The sequence below is a fragment of the uncultured Gelidibacter sp. genome (assembly GCF_947500795.1).
Lineage (GTDB): Bacteria > Bacteroidota > Bacteroidia > Flavobacteriales > Flavobacteriaceae > Gelidibacter.
In genome coordinates this window covers 1,058,436-1,073,330 of sequence record NZ_CANMTE010000001.1, presented here as the reverse complement: position 1 = coordinate 1,073,330, position 14,895 = coordinate 1,058,436, and the positions used below count along the sequence as shown (strand labels likewise).

Here is a 14,895-nt window from a genome sequence, read left to right as displayed (position 1 = left end):
AATTATAACTTATTAGGGTTTAATCTGTGTTTACTATTTGCTAAATACCACGCGGTTGCAAAAATAAGTTGGCTTCGCTTTTGAAGTAGCGGATAATTGATTTTGTCCGGTGTGTCTGTCGGTTTATGATAATCTTCATGTTCGCCATTAAAATAGAAGATAACCGGAAGGCCTTTGTAGGCAAAATTATAATGATCTGACCGATAATAGTATCTGTTGGGCTCATCTTCTTTATTATAGCTATAATCAAGATTTAAATTTGTAAACCACGTATTCGCCGCTTCAGAGATGTAATGGAGTTCTGTACTGATTCTATCAGCACCAATAATATAGATGTAGTTGTCGTCCTGAAGTCGGTCATGTTTAGGGTCCACACGGCCTATCATATCTATGTTTAAATTGGCAACAGTATTATTGAGCGAAAATATAGGATGTTTCACATAATAACTAGAGCCTAAAAGTCCAGACTCTTCAGCCGTTAAATGCAAGAATAAAATGCTTCGTTTAGGACCGTAACCTTCCTTTTTTGCAGCGATGAAAGCTTGGGCAATTTCCATAAGTGCCGCTGTGCCTGAAGCATTGTCATCAGCACCATAATAAGTAGTCTCTTCAGATGTACCAAGATGATCTAAATGTCCAGAAAGAATAATGATCTCTTCTGGATGTTCTGAACCTTCAATAAAAGCCACTACATTTTGCGAGGCAAGACTATCTTTCGTAAAATACGATTTTGGGATGCTTTGATAATAGTTATCGCTGCCTAATGGCGACGGCACATCATTACTGATATAGAAGTCTTTTAGATACTTTGAAGCTTTGTGAAATCCGTTGCGGCCTGTTTGTCGCCCTTCAAAATCATTAGATGAAAGTTTATAAACATGTGCACTGAGTTCATCGGGTGTAATGGTATTGCCATATTTGATAACAGCTTCAGGACGTTCAAAAACAATGCTTTCTTTTAAGTTTTCAATTTTCTGAGTGTAACTGGTCGTGGCACAAGAACCAACTAGCGATAGCGCAGAAGCGATGATGAGGGCTTTCATTTGAGATGTATTAATACTCTCAAATAAAACTAAAAAAAAGGAATTAGAGAAGCATTCCTGCTGTTTTGTAGTGTTCTGCTTTATGAATTATCGAGATTAATTCATTAGAGATGCATGAATCTTCAGAAGTTTATATTATTCGTTTAATAAAGGTTCCCTTCCATAATCATAAACTTCTTCTGAATCATCGGATGAGGTATCGTCTTTTAATTCTGTCGCTTCAAGATTCTCGACTTTAATGGGATTAAAAATTGATTTATAAGAAGTCAGTGCTAAGGCGATACAACTCAAAAGGAAAACGAGATGAATGGTTTTTTTTAGAGTGGTCCTGATTTTTGGCGATAAAAAAGGCAACCAGTGCGAAAATCAGTGCCGCAGCTGCAGGTATAAAAGCTAATTGAAATTGAGGCGTAACCGACAAAGTCAAGGCCAAAGCTGCTGAAATCAATCCTAGAATAATAAAAACACGTTTCATATAGTAAATTTTAATCGAGATGTGGGTTTAAGTGTGTTGAAGGGTCAAAATAAAAGCCTAACCGAGATTCAAAAGATTTGACACTTAAAACATACTAAGGCTCAAAGGTATTTATATTCATCCTAACAAGATGATATTTTTTTAAATCTCAACGTATGATGCAATGATCTGTTATTCTGTTTGTTAAACATTTCACAAATTAGTAATCGCATTAATTTTTTGATTTTTAGAGTCAAAGGCGCATAGGTTATCCCTGTAATTTTATCAAACAAATTAATATAAACCATAAAACTAAGATATTATGAATTCAGATCAATTTGCAGGTAAATGGAAACAGATTAAAGGTGATTTTAAAAAGAAATATGGTAAAATCACTGATGATGAATACACGGAAGCTGAAGGAAACTTTGAAAAGTTAGCTGGTAAAATTCAAGAACGCTACGGCAAATCTAAAGAACAATTAAAAGATGAAATCGATAACTGGTAGCAATCCATATCGATTTTTAATGGAAGAGTTCTCAAATACTACGTTTGAGAACTTTTCTTATTTATATTCTTAAGATATCTTTACAAATAGCGGCACCCCATTAACATTGTTTACGGACTTATGATTGAAAATTTGGCGGTGGCGCATTTATTTCAAATTAAAATACATTTAGATGAAAAGTAGTTTTAACACCATAATTGATTCAGAAACACCAGTGCTTGTTGATTTTTTTGCAACTTGGTGCGGACCCTGTAAAACATTGGCGCCTATATTGGAAAATGTCAAGGCAGAAATGGGTGATGCTGTCAAAATAGTAAAAATAGACGTCGATAAAAATCCGTTATTGGCCGCTAATTACCAGGTGAGGGGCGTGCCTACAATGGTGCTTTTTAAGAATGGTAATCCAGTGTGGAGACAATCTGGAGTCCTTCAAAAAGACGATTTGATCAACGTAATCAAATCGCATTAACAATTGAATTACTTTAGTATTAATCAGTTAGCTGATTAATATCATTGTGATGTAGCGCGAATACAATTACCTTGTTCTCTAAACCGTGCAATTATGTATATCAATCTCGACGCTAAGGACAGTAAGTTTGTATTGTCAAACAATTATTTAGGGCATCTGTCCTACATATATCAAAACAAACCTTTTGTAGTTCCGATCACCTATTTTTTTGACGCCAAAAAAAATGTCATCATCTGTTATTCTGGGGAAGGCCATAAAATGAATGCGATGCGTCAAAATAATCAGGTAGCCATGAATGTTATTGATGTGGACGCGCTTACCAAATGGAAGTCTGTATTGGTCCATGGAACCTTTGAGCAGCTTTTTGCTACTGAAGCGAAGTCCTATTTACACGACTTCTCTTTGGGGATTAAAGCATTGGTTGTGAAAAAAGAACAGAAGGAGTTAAGCTTTATAAGTGAATTTTCAAGTAAGGTCATAAACGACAATTTGCCTATGATTTTCATCATTAAGATTGATGATATCACAGGCAAAATGCGTAAAGATTAATATAATAATCTGAAGTCTTTCAGTTTAAACTGACAGCACTATTTCATGATGCGTGTTAGTTGGAAGAATTTCTTGTAGCTTTCAGGAATAGTATTAATATCCAATAACGATCCAGGTTCCATTGGAGGGTAAATCTCGTCGAACGTTTTAACATCCAATAGTCCGATTCTTTTACTAATATGACCACGTGTCAATTCGCTTGGATCATTTAAACCAGCTGCAGCAACAAGTTCCAAGAAACTATGGATTGTTGCCTCATGGTATCTCTTAGCTCTAGGTGCTTTATCATCTACAACCAATCCTTTTGTCAATGATGGATTTTGTGTTGCCACACCTACAGGACACGTATTGGTGTTACACTGTAACGCTTGGATACAACCAACCGCCAACATCATAGCACGTGCACTGTTACAGCCGTCAGCTCCAAATGCTATAGCGCGAGCCATATGGAATCCTGTAATGATTTTTCCTGCAACAATAACTTTGATGTCTTCTCTTAAACCAAAACCAATCAACGTATCGTGAACAAATATCAACCCTTCACGTAATGGCATACCCATAGAGTTTGAGAATTCTACCGGTGCAGCACCTGTACCACCTTCACCACCGTCAATAGTGATAAAGTCAGGACGGATACCTGTATAGATCATGGCTTCACAGAAATCCATGAATTCTTGTTTTCTACCTAAACATAACTTAAATCCGATTGGTTTCCCGTCAGACAGTTCTCTAAGTCGCTTAATAAAATACATGAACTGAATTGGGTCAGCAAAAGCAGAGTGGGATGGTGGCGAATGTACCGCAACACCTGGTTTAATGTGACGTATTCTTGCAATCTCTTCAGTATTTTTAGAAGCAGGTAAGATTCCACCGTGTCCTGGTTTAGCACCTTGAGATAATTTGATTTCAATCATTTTAACCTGCGGACGTAATGCGTTTTCTCTAAACGTCACTTCGTTAAAAGTACCATCGTCGTTTCTACATCCAAAATATCCAGTTCCAATTTGCCAGATAAGGTCACCTCCATGTTCTAAATGGTAATCACTAATTCCACCTTCACCAGTGTTATGGGCAAAATTCCCCATTTTGGCACCTTTATTCAATGCTAAAATCGCGTTCTTACTTAAAGAACCAAAACTCATTGCTGAGATGTTCAATAAACTTGAAGAATAAGGTTGTTTACATTCCTTACCACCAATTAATAGTCGAGGGAATTCTCCAATTTCTTGAGGATTTTGCTTCGCATACATAGAATGTTCCAACCACTCATAACCGGAATGGTACAAATCCATTTGCGTTCCAAAAGGCTCTGTATCATTTTCTCCTTTTGCTCTTCTATAGACTAAAGATCTCAGGATACGATTTAAAGGTCTTCCTTCCGTGTCAGTTTCAACAAAATACTGCATGATTTCTGGACGAATCGACTCTAAAATATATCTGAAACGGCCAATTAAAGGGAAGTTTCTTCGGATGGTATGTTTCTTTTGAAAGATGTCAAAAACACCCAACATTATGAGTGGGAATATCAAAATGAAAGCCCATAATATGGGGCTCCAGACCAATGAGATTCCAACAATGACTACTGTAACAATAATCGAAATTAAAATAAATTTTTCGCGAACTTTCATCTTTTATTTTGATTTAAAAAAGCAAATATACTATTACAAAATTGGATTGCATACTAAAACGAAATAGTTTAAATGATTTTCTGTATTTATTTATGCTATAGTGGGAATTTATCCTTAAAAAATTAACGATAAAAGTGTTTGTTTTTCTTATTTTTTTCAACAAAATCGCGAGTCATTTGAAATATATGTGATAAACGATTTAAAATATGCTACACTATTCAAATTAAGATTTTATTAAGATTTTATTAAAATTTTCTAAAAATTCGGCTATCAGTCACATTAAAATTTGACTCTGTTTAATGATGATTTTAAATTCTATGTGACCCTTTATTAATAGACTCAAATTATGCGTAAATTTAAGTTGATTGAACCTCAGTGAAGTAGGGGTTGTTTCGGGTTTTAAATGGTCAATTTTCTTACTTAGGCATAGTTCTTGAATCAGGTCAGGTTTAATGTCACAAAATCATCGGAATAGCCTTTGATTACTAATAAAGAAAACCAAAGAACGAATCACAATGAAAATAACTGCATTTGCTATCATCGCATTAACCATCATGAGTTGTAATACCGGAAAAACAATTACGGAACCTACAGTAGATAACACTGAAAATAAAGTCAACATGTCAACTATTGAAAATACCAAATGGATCATTAATAGGTTGGAAGGTCAGGATGTGGCCAATAAGGAACAAAACGGAAAAGAGATACACTTTATATTGAATTCAGAAAACAATAGAATCACCGGTTTTTCTGGATGTAATACCTTTATGGGGACTTACAAATTAGAAGAAGGCAACCGAATTTCATTCTCTCAAATGGCTTCAACGCGAATGGCGTGTCCTGATGCGGATTTCAATGAGCAACAACTCTTGAGCATTTTTGAAACTGCGGACAACTTTACAATTGCGGGAGACCAATTAGCACTTAATAAGGCTAAGAGAGCGCCATTGGCAATCTTTAAAAAGGGAGATATGGAGCTTGCGCCAATCGTTGAAAAATATTGGAAACTGAAAACTTTGGAAGGAAAGGATGTTAGGATGGCAGACAATCAGGAGCGTGAAATCTATTTTACCTTAAAATCGCAAGACAATAGAGTGACAGGATTTGCTGGATGTAACCACATCAGTGGAGAATATACATTGGAGGAAGGCAATAGAATCCGTTTTCACAATATGGCAACCACATTAAAAATGTGTCCAGAGGTTGACGTCAACGAATCTGAATTTTTACAAATTTTTGAAATCGCTGATAATTATACAATCGTTGATGATGTGCTAAGTTTAAACGTTGGTAGAAGAGCGCCGTTGGCAGTCTTTGAAGCGATTTATTTCTAAGTAATTATTGCGTAGATCCATTCGCTATTCGGACTTCGGTTAAACAAAAAATTGAAACGAATACTTAAGTGTTTGTTTTAAGTAGTACCTAAAACGATGTTGAAAACGAAAAAACGAATATGGACGCTTGGACATTCCACCAGAACTTTGGATGAGTTTATGGATTTGCTTAAGGCGGATGATATTCAGCATCTTATTGACGTAAGGCGTTTTCCCGGATCGCGAAAATTTCCACAGTTTAACTTGGAGAATCTGCAATCTGCAGTAGTCGCACAAGGACTATTATATACACATTTAGAAACCTTGGGAGGCCGACGAAAGGCTTCCCAAGATTCTAAAAATACAATCTGGAACCATCCTTCATTTAGAGGCTATGCAGATTATATGGAAACTACGGACTTCAAGGAAGCTTACATCAACTTAGAGGTTTTGGCGTCTAAAAAACGTGCTGCCATAATGTGTTCAGAAGCCGTTTGGTGGCGTTGCCATCGCTCCATGATTTCAGATCAGCTTAAAGCAAATGGTTGGGAAGTGATTCATATATTGGGGCCAGACCAACATCAGGAACATCCGTACACAAAACCTGCGCAAATAAAAAACGGAAAGCTGTTCTATCACTCCAACTAAAAAATAGTTTAATCAGTATTTAGTCCTTAATGAAAAAGAAAAATGTTTTATTGACAGGAGCTTCGGGAACCGTAGGTTTTGAAGCCTTAAAGCAGTTGCTCGATGCTAAGCTGTATCATGTGATTGTATTTGACAAAAAAACACCACAATCTGAAGCAAAATTGCTGCCTTTTAAAGATCAGGTAACCTTAATATTTGGTGACATTACCAATCCTAAAGATTTAGAAGAGCTTGCCGATATTGATGCGGTTATCCATTTAGCAGCCATCATTCCGCCATTGGCTGATGATAATCCCGAACTTGCCAAACGCGTAAATGTTAGCGGCACGCAGCATCTAATATCACAATTAGAGCAACAGTCCCCAAATGCATTCTTTATTTATAGTTCCAGTATTTCTGTATATGGAGACCGTATTGAAAATCCGTATATCACTGTAGATGATGCGTTAATTCCAAGTGCAGGTGATGTTTATGCAGAGACGAAAATTTCGGCCGAACAAAGCATCAAAAGCAGCTCCTTAGATTGGACTATATTCAGGTTGGCCGCCATAATGGGAAATCATAAAATGTCGAAATTGATGTTTCATCAGCCATTACATACGGCCTTGGAAATTGCTACTCCGCGAGATACGGCGAGAGCATTTGTCAACGCCATTTCAAAACAGCATGAGCTTTCAAAACAAATATTCAATTTAGGTGGTGGTGAAACTTGTAGAATGCGTTACGACGAATTTTTAGAGCGCTCGTTTGCCATTTTCGGATTGGGTAAATTGAATTTCCCGGAACGTAGTTTTGCAGACAAAAACTTTCATTGTGGTTATTATGCTGATGGAGATAAGCTGGAAGCCATTGTAAAATTTAGACAAGATACTTTAGACGATTATTTTGCGATGGAAGCTGAAAAAGTATCGGCCATCAAGAAAACAGCAGCTTCAATTTTTAAAAGACCTATTAAGTGGTATCTGTTGCAGCAATCAGAGCCGTATCAAGCCTATAAAGACAATAATCAACAATTAATGCAACATTATTTTAATTAAACATAACCTATGAATACTCTCATTCTTTATATAGCATTCACTCTTAGCTTCTTTGCTACTGATAACCCGAAATTGACCTTAAATATTACAGATATTGAATCTGTTAAAGGGAACATTGTAATTGGTGTATTTAACACTGCAGACAATTTTTTGAAAGATGGATCGGCCATAAAAACCTATACTTATAAGGTGGATGCGACATCTAAACAGATCATTATTTCAGATTTACCCAAAGGAGAGTACGCTATTTCAATGTATCATGATGAAAATTCTGATGAGGAATGCAATCGTAATTTCCTCGGAATACCTAAGGAAGGCTATGGTTTTTCGAATAACGTCAAACCTAAATTCGCGGCACCAACCTATAATGAATGTAAATTTGTACTTACTAAAGACACGACTTTGGCCATAAAAATGCTGAATTAAAAACTATATCTGAAACTTTTAAATTTCCATCAAAATCAAACCCCATGATTACCATAAGAAAAGCAACTTTAGAAGATCTTGAAAGCATACATCATATTGAAACCTTAAGTTTTAAGGAGGGCAGTTATCCTCTCTTCGTTTTAAGGCAGCTTTTCGATATCTCTAATGATTATTTTTATGTAGCTGAAGAACATCAGAATGTTGTGGGCTATGCGCTCGGAAACCTAACAAAGCATATGAATCAAGGATGGATGCTGTCTTTAGGAGTGCATCCGGAATATCGTGGAAAACATATTGGCAAACAATTATCTGAAAAGCTTGTGGAAGCGTTGGAATCTAGTTTCAGCTCTGAAATCTGCTTGACCGTTCATCCTGATAATACTTCGGCCATTAGGATATATGAAGCCCTCGGATTTGAAAATTCAAAATTCGATGATGGGTATTACGGCCCAAATGAGCCCCGGTTTCTTATGAAGAAAAAGCTGATTTCCAGACCCTTCAATTCTTAGACTACGTTTTCAAAATGGACAGCGTTACTTTTCCTCCGTAAACGTGTCCAATAGTTCTTGAATTTTTCCAAGTTAAAATTAGGAAAATCACCTGCAAAAGGTTATATTCTTCGCATCACAAATGTGAGGTAAAACTCATGTTTTATGCTCTTAATAGCTAGAGCTACACATTTTTTCTGAAGTTTCAATAACGAAGCTTTTTCCAAAAAAGAATAATTAATAACTGTTTGTGAATTTATCTCACTAGAGATATTTACGCAGGCAAAAATCTTATGGCTATATATGAATAAAAGTAAAAACATGAACAAGAAACGCGTAGGAATAATTGGTTCAGGACCAAGTGGATTGGCACAATTAAGAGCTTTTGAAGCAGCAAAAAATGCTGGATTGGAAGTTCCCGAAATAGTTTGTTTTGAAAAACAAAGCAATTGGGGTGGTATGTGGAACTATTCATGGCGCACAGGAGTAGGTAAATATGAAGAACCAATTCATGGTAGTATGTATAAATACCTGTGGTCTAACGGTCCTAAAGAATGTTTGGAGTTTTCAGATTATTCATTTGATGAACATTTTAAAAAGCCAATTTCATCGTATCCACCACGACCGGTATTGTTCGATTATATTCAAGGACGTATTAAAAAAAGTAAGGTTCGCGATTACATTCGTTTTGATACCACTGTGCGTTGGGTAAATTTTAATGACGAATCAAAAAAGTTTGAAGTCGTTTTAGATGACCTTAAAATCGATAAAACCTATACTGAAGAGTTCGACTATCTTGTTGTGGCCTCTGGTCATTTCTCGACACCAAATATGCCGTATTTTAAAGGAATAGAGCAGTTTCCTGGTCAAGTGATGCATGCGCACGATTTTAGAGGCGCAGATCCTTATAAAGACCAAGATTTGCTGATTATAGGTAGTAGTTATTCTGCTGAAGATATTGGTGTACAGTGCCATAAACATGGTGCAAATTCAGTAACCTTAAGTTATAGAAGCAATCCTATTGGGGTGAATTGGCCTGATGGGATTAAAGAAGTTCCATTGTTGACGCATTTTGAAGGCGATATCGCTCATTTTAAAGACGGTACTTCAGGGAAGTTTGATGCCGTTATTATGTGTACAGGATACCAACATAAGTTTCCATTTTTACCAGACGAACTGCGTTTAAAAACTAAAAATAACCTTTACCCTAATCACCTGTACAAAGGAGTCTTCTTTAATAATTTACCGCAATTGATCTATTTAGGCATGCAAGATCAATATTATACGTTCAATATGTTTGATGCACAGATTTTATGATGAACCGATTGGAATTGCCATCTAAAGGAGAGCGCCGTTTGGATATGGATAAATGGTTAGAGGCCAATGATAAACTGGAGTCTAGTTTTGATCATGTCGATTTTCAGACAGAATACATTAAGGATTTGTTGAAGCTATCCGACTATCCAGATTTCAATGTTGATCAAGTAGCTGTCATGTTTAAAGAGTGGCTTAGAGATAAGGATGAAAATATCTTAACATATCGCGATAAAACATTCCAAAGTGTTGTTACTGGGACCAAAGCAGAAACCCACCATACGGAATGGATGGATGAGTTGGATGACAGTAAAGAGCGTTACTTATACGAAAACGAAAGTGAAGAAGTAGTTGAAGAAACGTTAGAAAAGGAATCAATTTTATAAAAACCTATTTATCTTTATTAGACATCACCGTTTTTAGCAGTAAAATCTAAAAATAGTGAGGTCTTTTTTTATCCGTATTCATCTCAACTTCAAAACGATCCTACGGATAAAAAAAATAAAAAGAGAATACCTTATCTTGCGAAACAGAAATTGATCATAAAGACCCTCTTTTCGATGCGTAAAAACCTGGCTAAATTTAAATATACTCGTAAATGAATTGGTTGCTGCTTGCGGAAATAGCATATGTTTTAGTTATCATTATCGTGATTTTACGGGTGATAAATGATACGCGGAGCAGTGTCAAAGCTTTGGCCTATATTCTTTTTATCATATTTGTTCCCATAATTGGAATGATCTTCTATTTTTCTTTCGGAATAAACTATCGGAAGCGTAAATTATATTCCAAGAAAATTGTTCAAGATGCAGAGATGCGCAATAGTCTGAGAGGACGTTTAAACGCATATTCGCAAAGGGTTGCCGATTCTGGATTGGTGCCTCGGCAATATGATAAATTATCGGCCTACATCCGTCAGGCAGGCAACAGTCCATTAACATCCAATAATTTGGTTAAGTTATTGATTAATGGCGAAGAAAAGTTTCCTGAATTACTTAAGGCATTAGAAAGTGCTACATCGCACATTCATATCGAATATTATATTTTTGAAAATGACGTTACCGGGAATTCTGTGGCTGATATTCTCGTCAGAAAAGCAAAAGAAGGTGTAGAAGTCCGATTTTTATATGATGATTTTGGAAGCCACGGTCTTGGAAAAGCGTTTATACAAAGATTAAAAGATGCAGGTGTTGAAGCTGCGCCTTTTTATAAAATTACATGGTATGCCTTGGCCAATCGTCTAAACTATCGAAACCATCGAAAAATAATCATCATTGATGGAGAAATAGGGTTTGTTGGAGGGATTAACATGAGCGATCGTTACAGAAATGACCTAAGATCAGAAAATCATCTGTTTTGGCGAGATACACATTTAATGATCAAAGGTAGAGGGACGGCCTATCTTCAATATCTCTTTATAGGCGATTGGAATTTTTGTAGCACTGCACATCTCGAATTTAATAAGACCTATTTCCCTGACCAAACGCCACAAGAAACCATAGAAAATGAAGTTGTGCAAATGGTGGCATCAGGCCCCGATAGCGTACAGCCGGTTATCTTTTATTCCTTATTGGAAGCCATCGCAGCTTCAAAAAGAAATATTTACATCACAAGTCCGTATTTTATTCCTGGAGAGAGTTTAATGGACGCTTTAATTATTGCGTGTCAAAGTGGGGTGGATGTTAAAATTTTAGTTCCTGGCATTTCAGATTCAAAAATGGTAAATGCCGCAGCTAGTGCGTATTATACGGAATTATTGCAGTTTGGAGCCGAGATTTATCAATATAATAAAGGCTTTGTACATGCAAAAACCATGGTCATTGATGATAATTTGGCTATTATTGGGTCAGCAAATATGGACTACCGCAGTTTTGATTTGAATTTTGAGGTTAACGCTATGGTTTATAGTTCAAAAATAGCAAAACAGCTCAAAGATGCCTTTGTGAGTGACCTGCAGGAATCTGTTAAAATTAACCCAAATTTGTGGGCAAATCGACCAAAAATTGTTCAATTGCGGGAAAAAATTGTTCGATTACTATCACCTTTTCTTTAACTTTACCGAAAATGAATTATAAATGATTAGAAAGCTATTCCTTACACCATTACAGAAGTTTATTAAAATTGAAAGTTTCAGTGGTATATTGCTGATGCTTAGTACAGTCCTCGCTCTTATATGGGCAAATTCACCGCTTGGAGATTCTTACCGAGAACTTTGGCAATATGATCTCGGAATTGTCACAGAAAGTTTTGAATTCAAAAAACCGTTAATCCTTTGGATAAATGATGGCTTAATGGCCGTGTTCTTTTTCTTAATTGGTCTCGAAATAAAACGAGAACTTTTAATTGGAGAGCTCAATTCTACCAGAAAAATCATGTTTCCTTTAGTTGGTGCTTTAGGAGGGATGGTCATACCTGTTGTTTTCTTTTTAGTATTAAATCAAAATCCAGAAACTGTTAAAGGTTGGGGAATCCCGATGGCTACAGACATTGCGTTCTCCTTGGCCATTTTAAATGTTTTAGGAAAACGTGTGCCTCTGAGTCTTAAAATATTCTTGACGGCATTTGCCATTGTTGATGATATTGGGGCTGTTTTGGTAATTGCTATATTTTATAGTGGCACCATTAATACCACGTTATTATTGATTGCATTGGCCTTATTAGGCTTCTTATATTTCCTATCATATAAAGGGTACTATTCAAAATTTCTAATGTTTTTTGTTGGTGTAGTCATCTGGTTCTTGTTCCTGAAATCCGGAATCCATCCAACGGTAGCAGGTATTTTACTAGCGTTTTCAGTGCCTATCCGTCAAAAAATTGACACTTCAACATTCTTGAGTCATCTTGATGTTGTTTATAATAACATTAAAAATTCAAGTGTTTTACAGACACCTATTTTATCTGACGAGCAAATCAAAAACGTCTATGAATTACAGAATTGGACTTACAAATTCAGATCGCCTTTACAGCATTTAGAGCATAGTCTTCATGGTTGGGTGGCCTACTTTATTATTCCAATATTTGCACTTGCGAATGCCGGTGTATTGATAGATAGTTCGGTAGATTTAGACACCGCCCTGGTAATTAATATTATTATCTGTTTAATTATTGGAAAAGGTGTTGGTGTGTCGTCATTTGTCATGTTGGCCAAAATGGTCGGGATTATTGAAGTGCCAAGTGATATCAATTTCAAGCAAATATTAGGCGTTTCATTTTTAGCAGGTATCGGATTTACAATGGCAATATTCATTGCGAGTTTAGCCTTTGCAACACATCCAGAATATATAGATTCTGCTAAAATTGGTATTCTTATTGGCTCATTTATATCGGCAATAATTGGATATACCATTTTAAGAATGGGATCATCAGATAACGTCAAGAAAGTTTCTTAAAAGTAGGGGAAATTTAAACTATCCTTTAAGTATTTATGAAGTGCTTATTGCATTCTTCGATAAAAGAAGAACTGTAATAAGCACTTTTTTTATTATGATGTCAAGACTGAGATGAATTAAAATTCACTTGAATTTTAGAGTCTAACTTCAATGGCGTTAATAGTTGTCTGAAATACGTCAAATTACACTGTCCAAAAGATTTAACTTCAACCGTCAAGGGTGCAAGGCTGTCATGTTTGCGAAATACGAAAACTACCCAACGGTCTATTTAAGATGCATTTATTTATATTCAATCAAAATGAAAGACAAACAGATTGTTATTATCGGTGGTGGATTTGCAGGTGTCAATATGGCTAAAAAGTTGAGTGGAGAAAACAGTCTGCAAGTGACTTTGGTTGACCGGAATAATTATAATTTTTTTCAACCTTTACTATATCAAGTTGCAACAGGAATGCTCGATGTTGCGAGTATCACCATTCCTTTTCGGACACTTTTTACTAAGAAACAGAATCTACATTTTCGGTTAGGGGAGTTGGAGCGAATAGATGCAGACTCCAATACCATTCACTTGTCAACTGGGTCGCTTCCCTATGATTATTTAGTGATTGCTACGGGTACAAAGACTAATTATTTCGGCATGGAGAATATTGAAAAGAATGCCTTGCCGATGAAGAATGTCAATGATGCCATAAAATTGAGAAACTATCTCATTATGGAAAGCGAAAAATACACGTTTTGTACTGATGAAAATGAAAAACGTAAAATGCGTAACATCGTGATCTCAGGTGCTGGTCCGTCAGGTGTCGAAATTGCAGGGATGATTGCCGAAATGCGTAAGCGAAAACTCAAAGAAATTTATCCGGAATTAAAGAATGAACGCCTCAATATTTACTTGGTAGATGCGGCACCTACAGTTCTTCCGCCTATGAGCGAAAAATCGCAACAATACACACATAAAGCGCTTAAAGATTTACACATCAACCTTAAATTAAACACCATGGTGTCTGATTACAAAGACGATAAGGTATATTTTAAAAATGACGAAACTATTGAGACTAAAACCTTAATATGGACCGCTGGAGTAACCGGTTTTAAGATTAATGGCATTATGGAGGATGCTTATGAAAAAGGTAACCGGCTCACCGTGGACGCCTTTAATAAGGTGGCACACTACAAAAATATATATGCTATAGGCGATGCATGCATTCAAAAAACCGATCCAGAATTTCCAGAGGGACATCCACAATTGGGAAGCGTTGCACAACAGCAAGGCAAAGCATTGGCAGAAAATTTTATTGCCATGACCAAGAATAAAAACTGGGAACCCTTTAAATATAAAGATAAGGGTGCCATGGCCATTATTGGCGATCAGAAAGCGGTGGCCGATATGACCTTTCCAAAAACCACGTTGACCGGTTGGATTGCATGGTTCTCTTGGTTGTTTGTACACTTATTCCTATTGGTAAGTTATAGGAATAAATTCAGGACCTTTTGGAATTGGTTTAACGCCTATTTAGGGGAAGGGCATTCGCAAGGTGTTATGGTAGGTCAAACGGCAACTGATCCTAATGCTCTGGATTAAACAGTATTTAGAAGGTAATTGAACTTGAAACAGTTAATAATGATAGG

16 protein-coding genes are annotated in these 14,895 nt (G+C 36.2%); 13 read left to right on the top strand and 3 right to left on the bottom strand.

Annotated features, from left to right (window positions below):
- Positions 1-2 precede the first annotated feature (2 nt).
- Together Q0947_RS04755 and Q0947_RS04750 are read right to left on the bottom strand one after the other, a co-directional pair.
- Entirely contained in the window at positions 3-1,043 is a 1,041-nt protein-coding gene (locus Q0947_RS04755; protein ID WP_299392332.1) for a M28 family metallopeptidase, read from the bottom strand.
- Between the two features lie 256 nt (positions 1,044-1,299).
- A complete protein-coding gene (locus Q0947_RS04750) occupies positions 1,300-1,518 on the bottom strand; it encodes a hypothetical protein (RefSeq protein ID WP_299392327.1) in 219 nt (72 codons plus the stop codon).
- Between the two features lie 301 nt (positions 1,519-1,819).
- Here Q0947_RS04750 and Q0947_RS04745 point away from each other — a divergent pair, with 301 nt between their 5' ends.
- The 3 genes from Q0947_RS04745 to Q0947_RS04735 all read left to right on the top strand — a co-directional run bounded on the left by Q0947_RS04745 (position 1,820) and on the right by Q0947_RS04735 (position 3,023).
- Positions 1,820-2,005: a CsbD family protein gene (locus tag Q0947_RS04745; RefSeq protein WP_299392322.1), complete on the top strand. Its 186-nt coding sequence runs from the start codon at positions 1,820-1,822 to the stop codon at positions 2,003-2,005.
- Between the two features lie 172 nt (positions 2,006-2,177).
- On the top strand, positions 2,178-2,474 hold the full coding sequence (trxA, locus tag Q0947_RS04740; RefSeq protein WP_299392318.1) for a thioredoxin: 297 nt from the start codon (positions 2,178-2,180) through the stop codon (positions 2,472-2,474).
- A 93-nt stretch (positions 2,475-2,567) separates the two neighbouring features.
- Positions 2,568-3,023: a pyridoxamine 5'-phosphate oxidase family protein gene (locus Q0947_RS04735; protein WP_299392313.1), complete on the top strand. Its 456-nt coding sequence runs from the start codon at positions 2,568-2,570 to the stop codon at positions 3,021-3,023.
- 38 nt (positions 3,024-3,061) lie between these two features.
- On the opposite strand, the gene Q0947_RS04730 is transcribed toward Q0947_RS04735, so the two are convergent.
- Positions 3,062-4,651 carry an FMN-binding glutamate synthase family protein gene (locus Q0947_RS04730; RefSeq protein ID WP_299392309.1) on the bottom strand — a complete coding sequence of 530 codons (1,590 nt, stop codon included), beginning with the start codon at positions 4,649-4,651 and terminating at the stop codon, positions 3,062-3,064.
- A 515-nt stretch (positions 4,652-5,166) separates the two neighbouring features.
- Between Q0947_RS04730 and Q0947_RS04725 the strand changes: the two genes are divergently transcribed.
- The 10 genes from Q0947_RS04725 (at position 5,167) to Q0947_RS04680 (ending at position 14,848) form a co-directional block, all read left to right on the top strand.
- Positions 5,167-5,985, top strand: coding sequence for an META domain-containing protein (locus Q0947_RS04725; protein WP_299392304.1), 819 nt, complete (start codon positions 5,167-5,169; stop codon positions 5,983-5,985).
- Between the two features lie 96 nt (positions 5,986-6,081).
- Positions 6,082-6,612: a DUF488 family protein gene (locus Q0947_RS04720; protein WP_299392300.1), complete on the top strand. Its 531-nt coding sequence runs from the start codon at positions 6,082-6,084 to the stop codon at positions 6,610-6,612.
- A 29-nt stretch (positions 6,613-6,641) separates the two neighbouring features.
- Positions 6,642-7,649: an NAD(P)-dependent oxidoreductase gene (locus Q0947_RS04715; RefSeq protein ID WP_299392295.1), complete on the top strand. Its 1,008-nt coding sequence runs from the start codon at positions 6,642-6,644 to the stop codon at positions 7,647-7,649.
- 9 nt (positions 7,650-7,658) lie between these two features.
- A complete protein-coding gene (locus Q0947_RS04710; protein WP_299392291.1) occupies positions 7,659-8,075 on the top strand; it encodes a DUF2141 domain-containing protein in 417 nt (138 codons plus the stop codon).
- 44 nt (positions 8,076-8,119) lie between these two features.
- Positions 8,120-8,584 carry an N-acetyltransferase gene (locus Q0947_RS04705; RefSeq protein ID WP_299392285.1) on the top strand — a complete coding sequence of 155 codons (465 nt, stop codon included), beginning with the start codon at positions 8,120-8,122 and terminating at the stop codon, positions 8,582-8,584.
- 282 nt (positions 8,585-8,866) lie between these two features.
- A complete protein-coding gene (locus tag Q0947_RS04700) occupies positions 8,867-9,880 on the top strand; it encodes an NAD(P)/FAD-dependent oxidoreductase (RefSeq protein ID WP_299392281.1) in 1,014 nt (337 codons plus the stop codon).
- A complete protein-coding gene (locus tag Q0947_RS04695; protein ID WP_299392277.1) occupies positions 9,877-10,263 on the top strand; it encodes a hypothetical protein in 387 nt (128 codons plus the stop codon). Before Q0947_RS04700 ends, Q0947_RS04695 begins: the two co-directional genes overlap by 4 nt.
- A 212-nt stretch (positions 10,264-10,475) precedes the next feature.
- Complete coding sequence (gene cls, locus Q0947_RS04690) at positions 10,476-11,930, top strand: cardiolipin synthase (protein WP_299392273.1); 1,455 nt, start codon at positions 10,476-10,478, stop codon at positions 11,928-11,930.
- 22 nt (positions 11,931-11,952) lie between these two features.
- Entirely contained in the window at positions 11,953-13,266 is a 1,314-nt protein-coding gene (nhaA, locus tag Q0947_RS04685; RefSeq protein WP_299392268.1) for a Na+/H+ antiporter NhaA, read from the top strand.
- A gap of 298 nt (positions 13,267-13,564) precedes the next feature.
- Entirely contained in the window at positions 13,565-14,848 is a 1,284-nt protein-coding gene (locus Q0947_RS04680) for an NAD(P)/FAD-dependent oxidoreductase (protein WP_299392261.1), read from the top strand.
- Positions 14,849-14,895: the final 47 nt, after the last annotated feature.

Excerpts from the sequence above, each read along its gene's own strand:
- Q0947_RS04715 (WP_299392295.1), top strand. The coding sequence starts at position 6,642 with ATGAAAAAGAAAAATGTTTTATTGACAGGAGCTTCGGGAACCGTAGGT.
- Q0947_RS04710 (WP_299392291.1), top strand. The coding sequence starts at position 7,659 with ATGAATACTCTCATTCTTTATATAGCATTCACTCTTAGCTTCTTTGCT.
- Q0947_RS04725 (WP_299392304.1), top strand. The coding sequence starts at position 5,167 with ATGAAAATAACTGCATTTGCTATCATCGCATTAACCATCATGAGTTGT.
- Q0947_RS04680 (WP_299392261.1), top strand. The coding sequence starts at position 13,565 with ATGAAAGACAAACAGATTGTTATTATCGGTGGTGGATTTGCAGGTGTC.
- Q0947_RS04700 (WP_299392281.1), top strand. The coding sequence starts at position 8,867 with ATGAATAAAAGTAAAAACATGAACAAGAAACGCGTAGGAATAATTGGT.
- Q0947_RS04695 (WP_299392277.1), top strand. The coding sequence starts at position 9,877 with ATGATGAACCGATTGGAATTGCCATCTAAAGGAGAGCGCCGTTTGGAT.
- Q0947_RS04730 (WP_299392309.1), bottom strand. The coding sequence starts at position 4,651 with ATGAAAGTTCGCGAAAAATTTATTTTAATTTCGATTATTGTTACAGTA.
- Q0947_RS04745 (WP_299392322.1), top strand. The coding sequence starts at position 1,820 with ATGAATTCAGATCAATTTGCAGGTAAATGGAAACAGATTAAAGGTGAT.
- Q0947_RS04720 (WP_299392300.1), top strand. The coding sequence starts at position 6,082 with ATGTTGAAAACGAAAAAACGAATATGGACGCTTGGACATTCCACCAGA.
- Q0947_RS04750 (WP_299392327.1), bottom strand. The coding sequence starts at position 1,518 with ATGAAACGTGTTTTTATTATTCTAGGATTGATTTCAGCAGCTTTGGCC.
- Q0947_RS04735 (WP_299392313.1), top strand. The coding sequence starts at position 2,568 with ATGTATATCAATCTCGACGCTAAGGACAGTAAGTTTGTATTGTCAAAC.
- trxA (WP_299392318.1), top strand. The coding sequence starts at position 2,178 with ATGAAAAGTAGTTTTAACACCATAATTGATTCAGAAACACCAGTGCTT.
- nhaA (WP_299392268.1), top strand. The coding sequence starts at position 11,953 with ATGATTAGAAAGCTATTCCTTACACCATTACAGAAGTTTATTAAAATT.
- Q0947_RS04755 (WP_299392332.1), bottom strand. The coding sequence starts at position 1,043 with ATGAAAGCCCTCATCATCGCTTCTGCGCTATCGCTAGTTGGTTCTTGT.
- cls (WP_299392273.1), top strand. The coding sequence starts at position 10,476 with ATGAATTGGTTGCTGCTTGCGGAAATAGCATATGTTTTAGTTATCATT.
- Q0947_RS04705 (WP_299392285.1), top strand. The coding sequence starts at position 8,120 with ATGATTACCATAAGAAAAGCAACTTTAGAAGATCTTGAAAGCATACAT.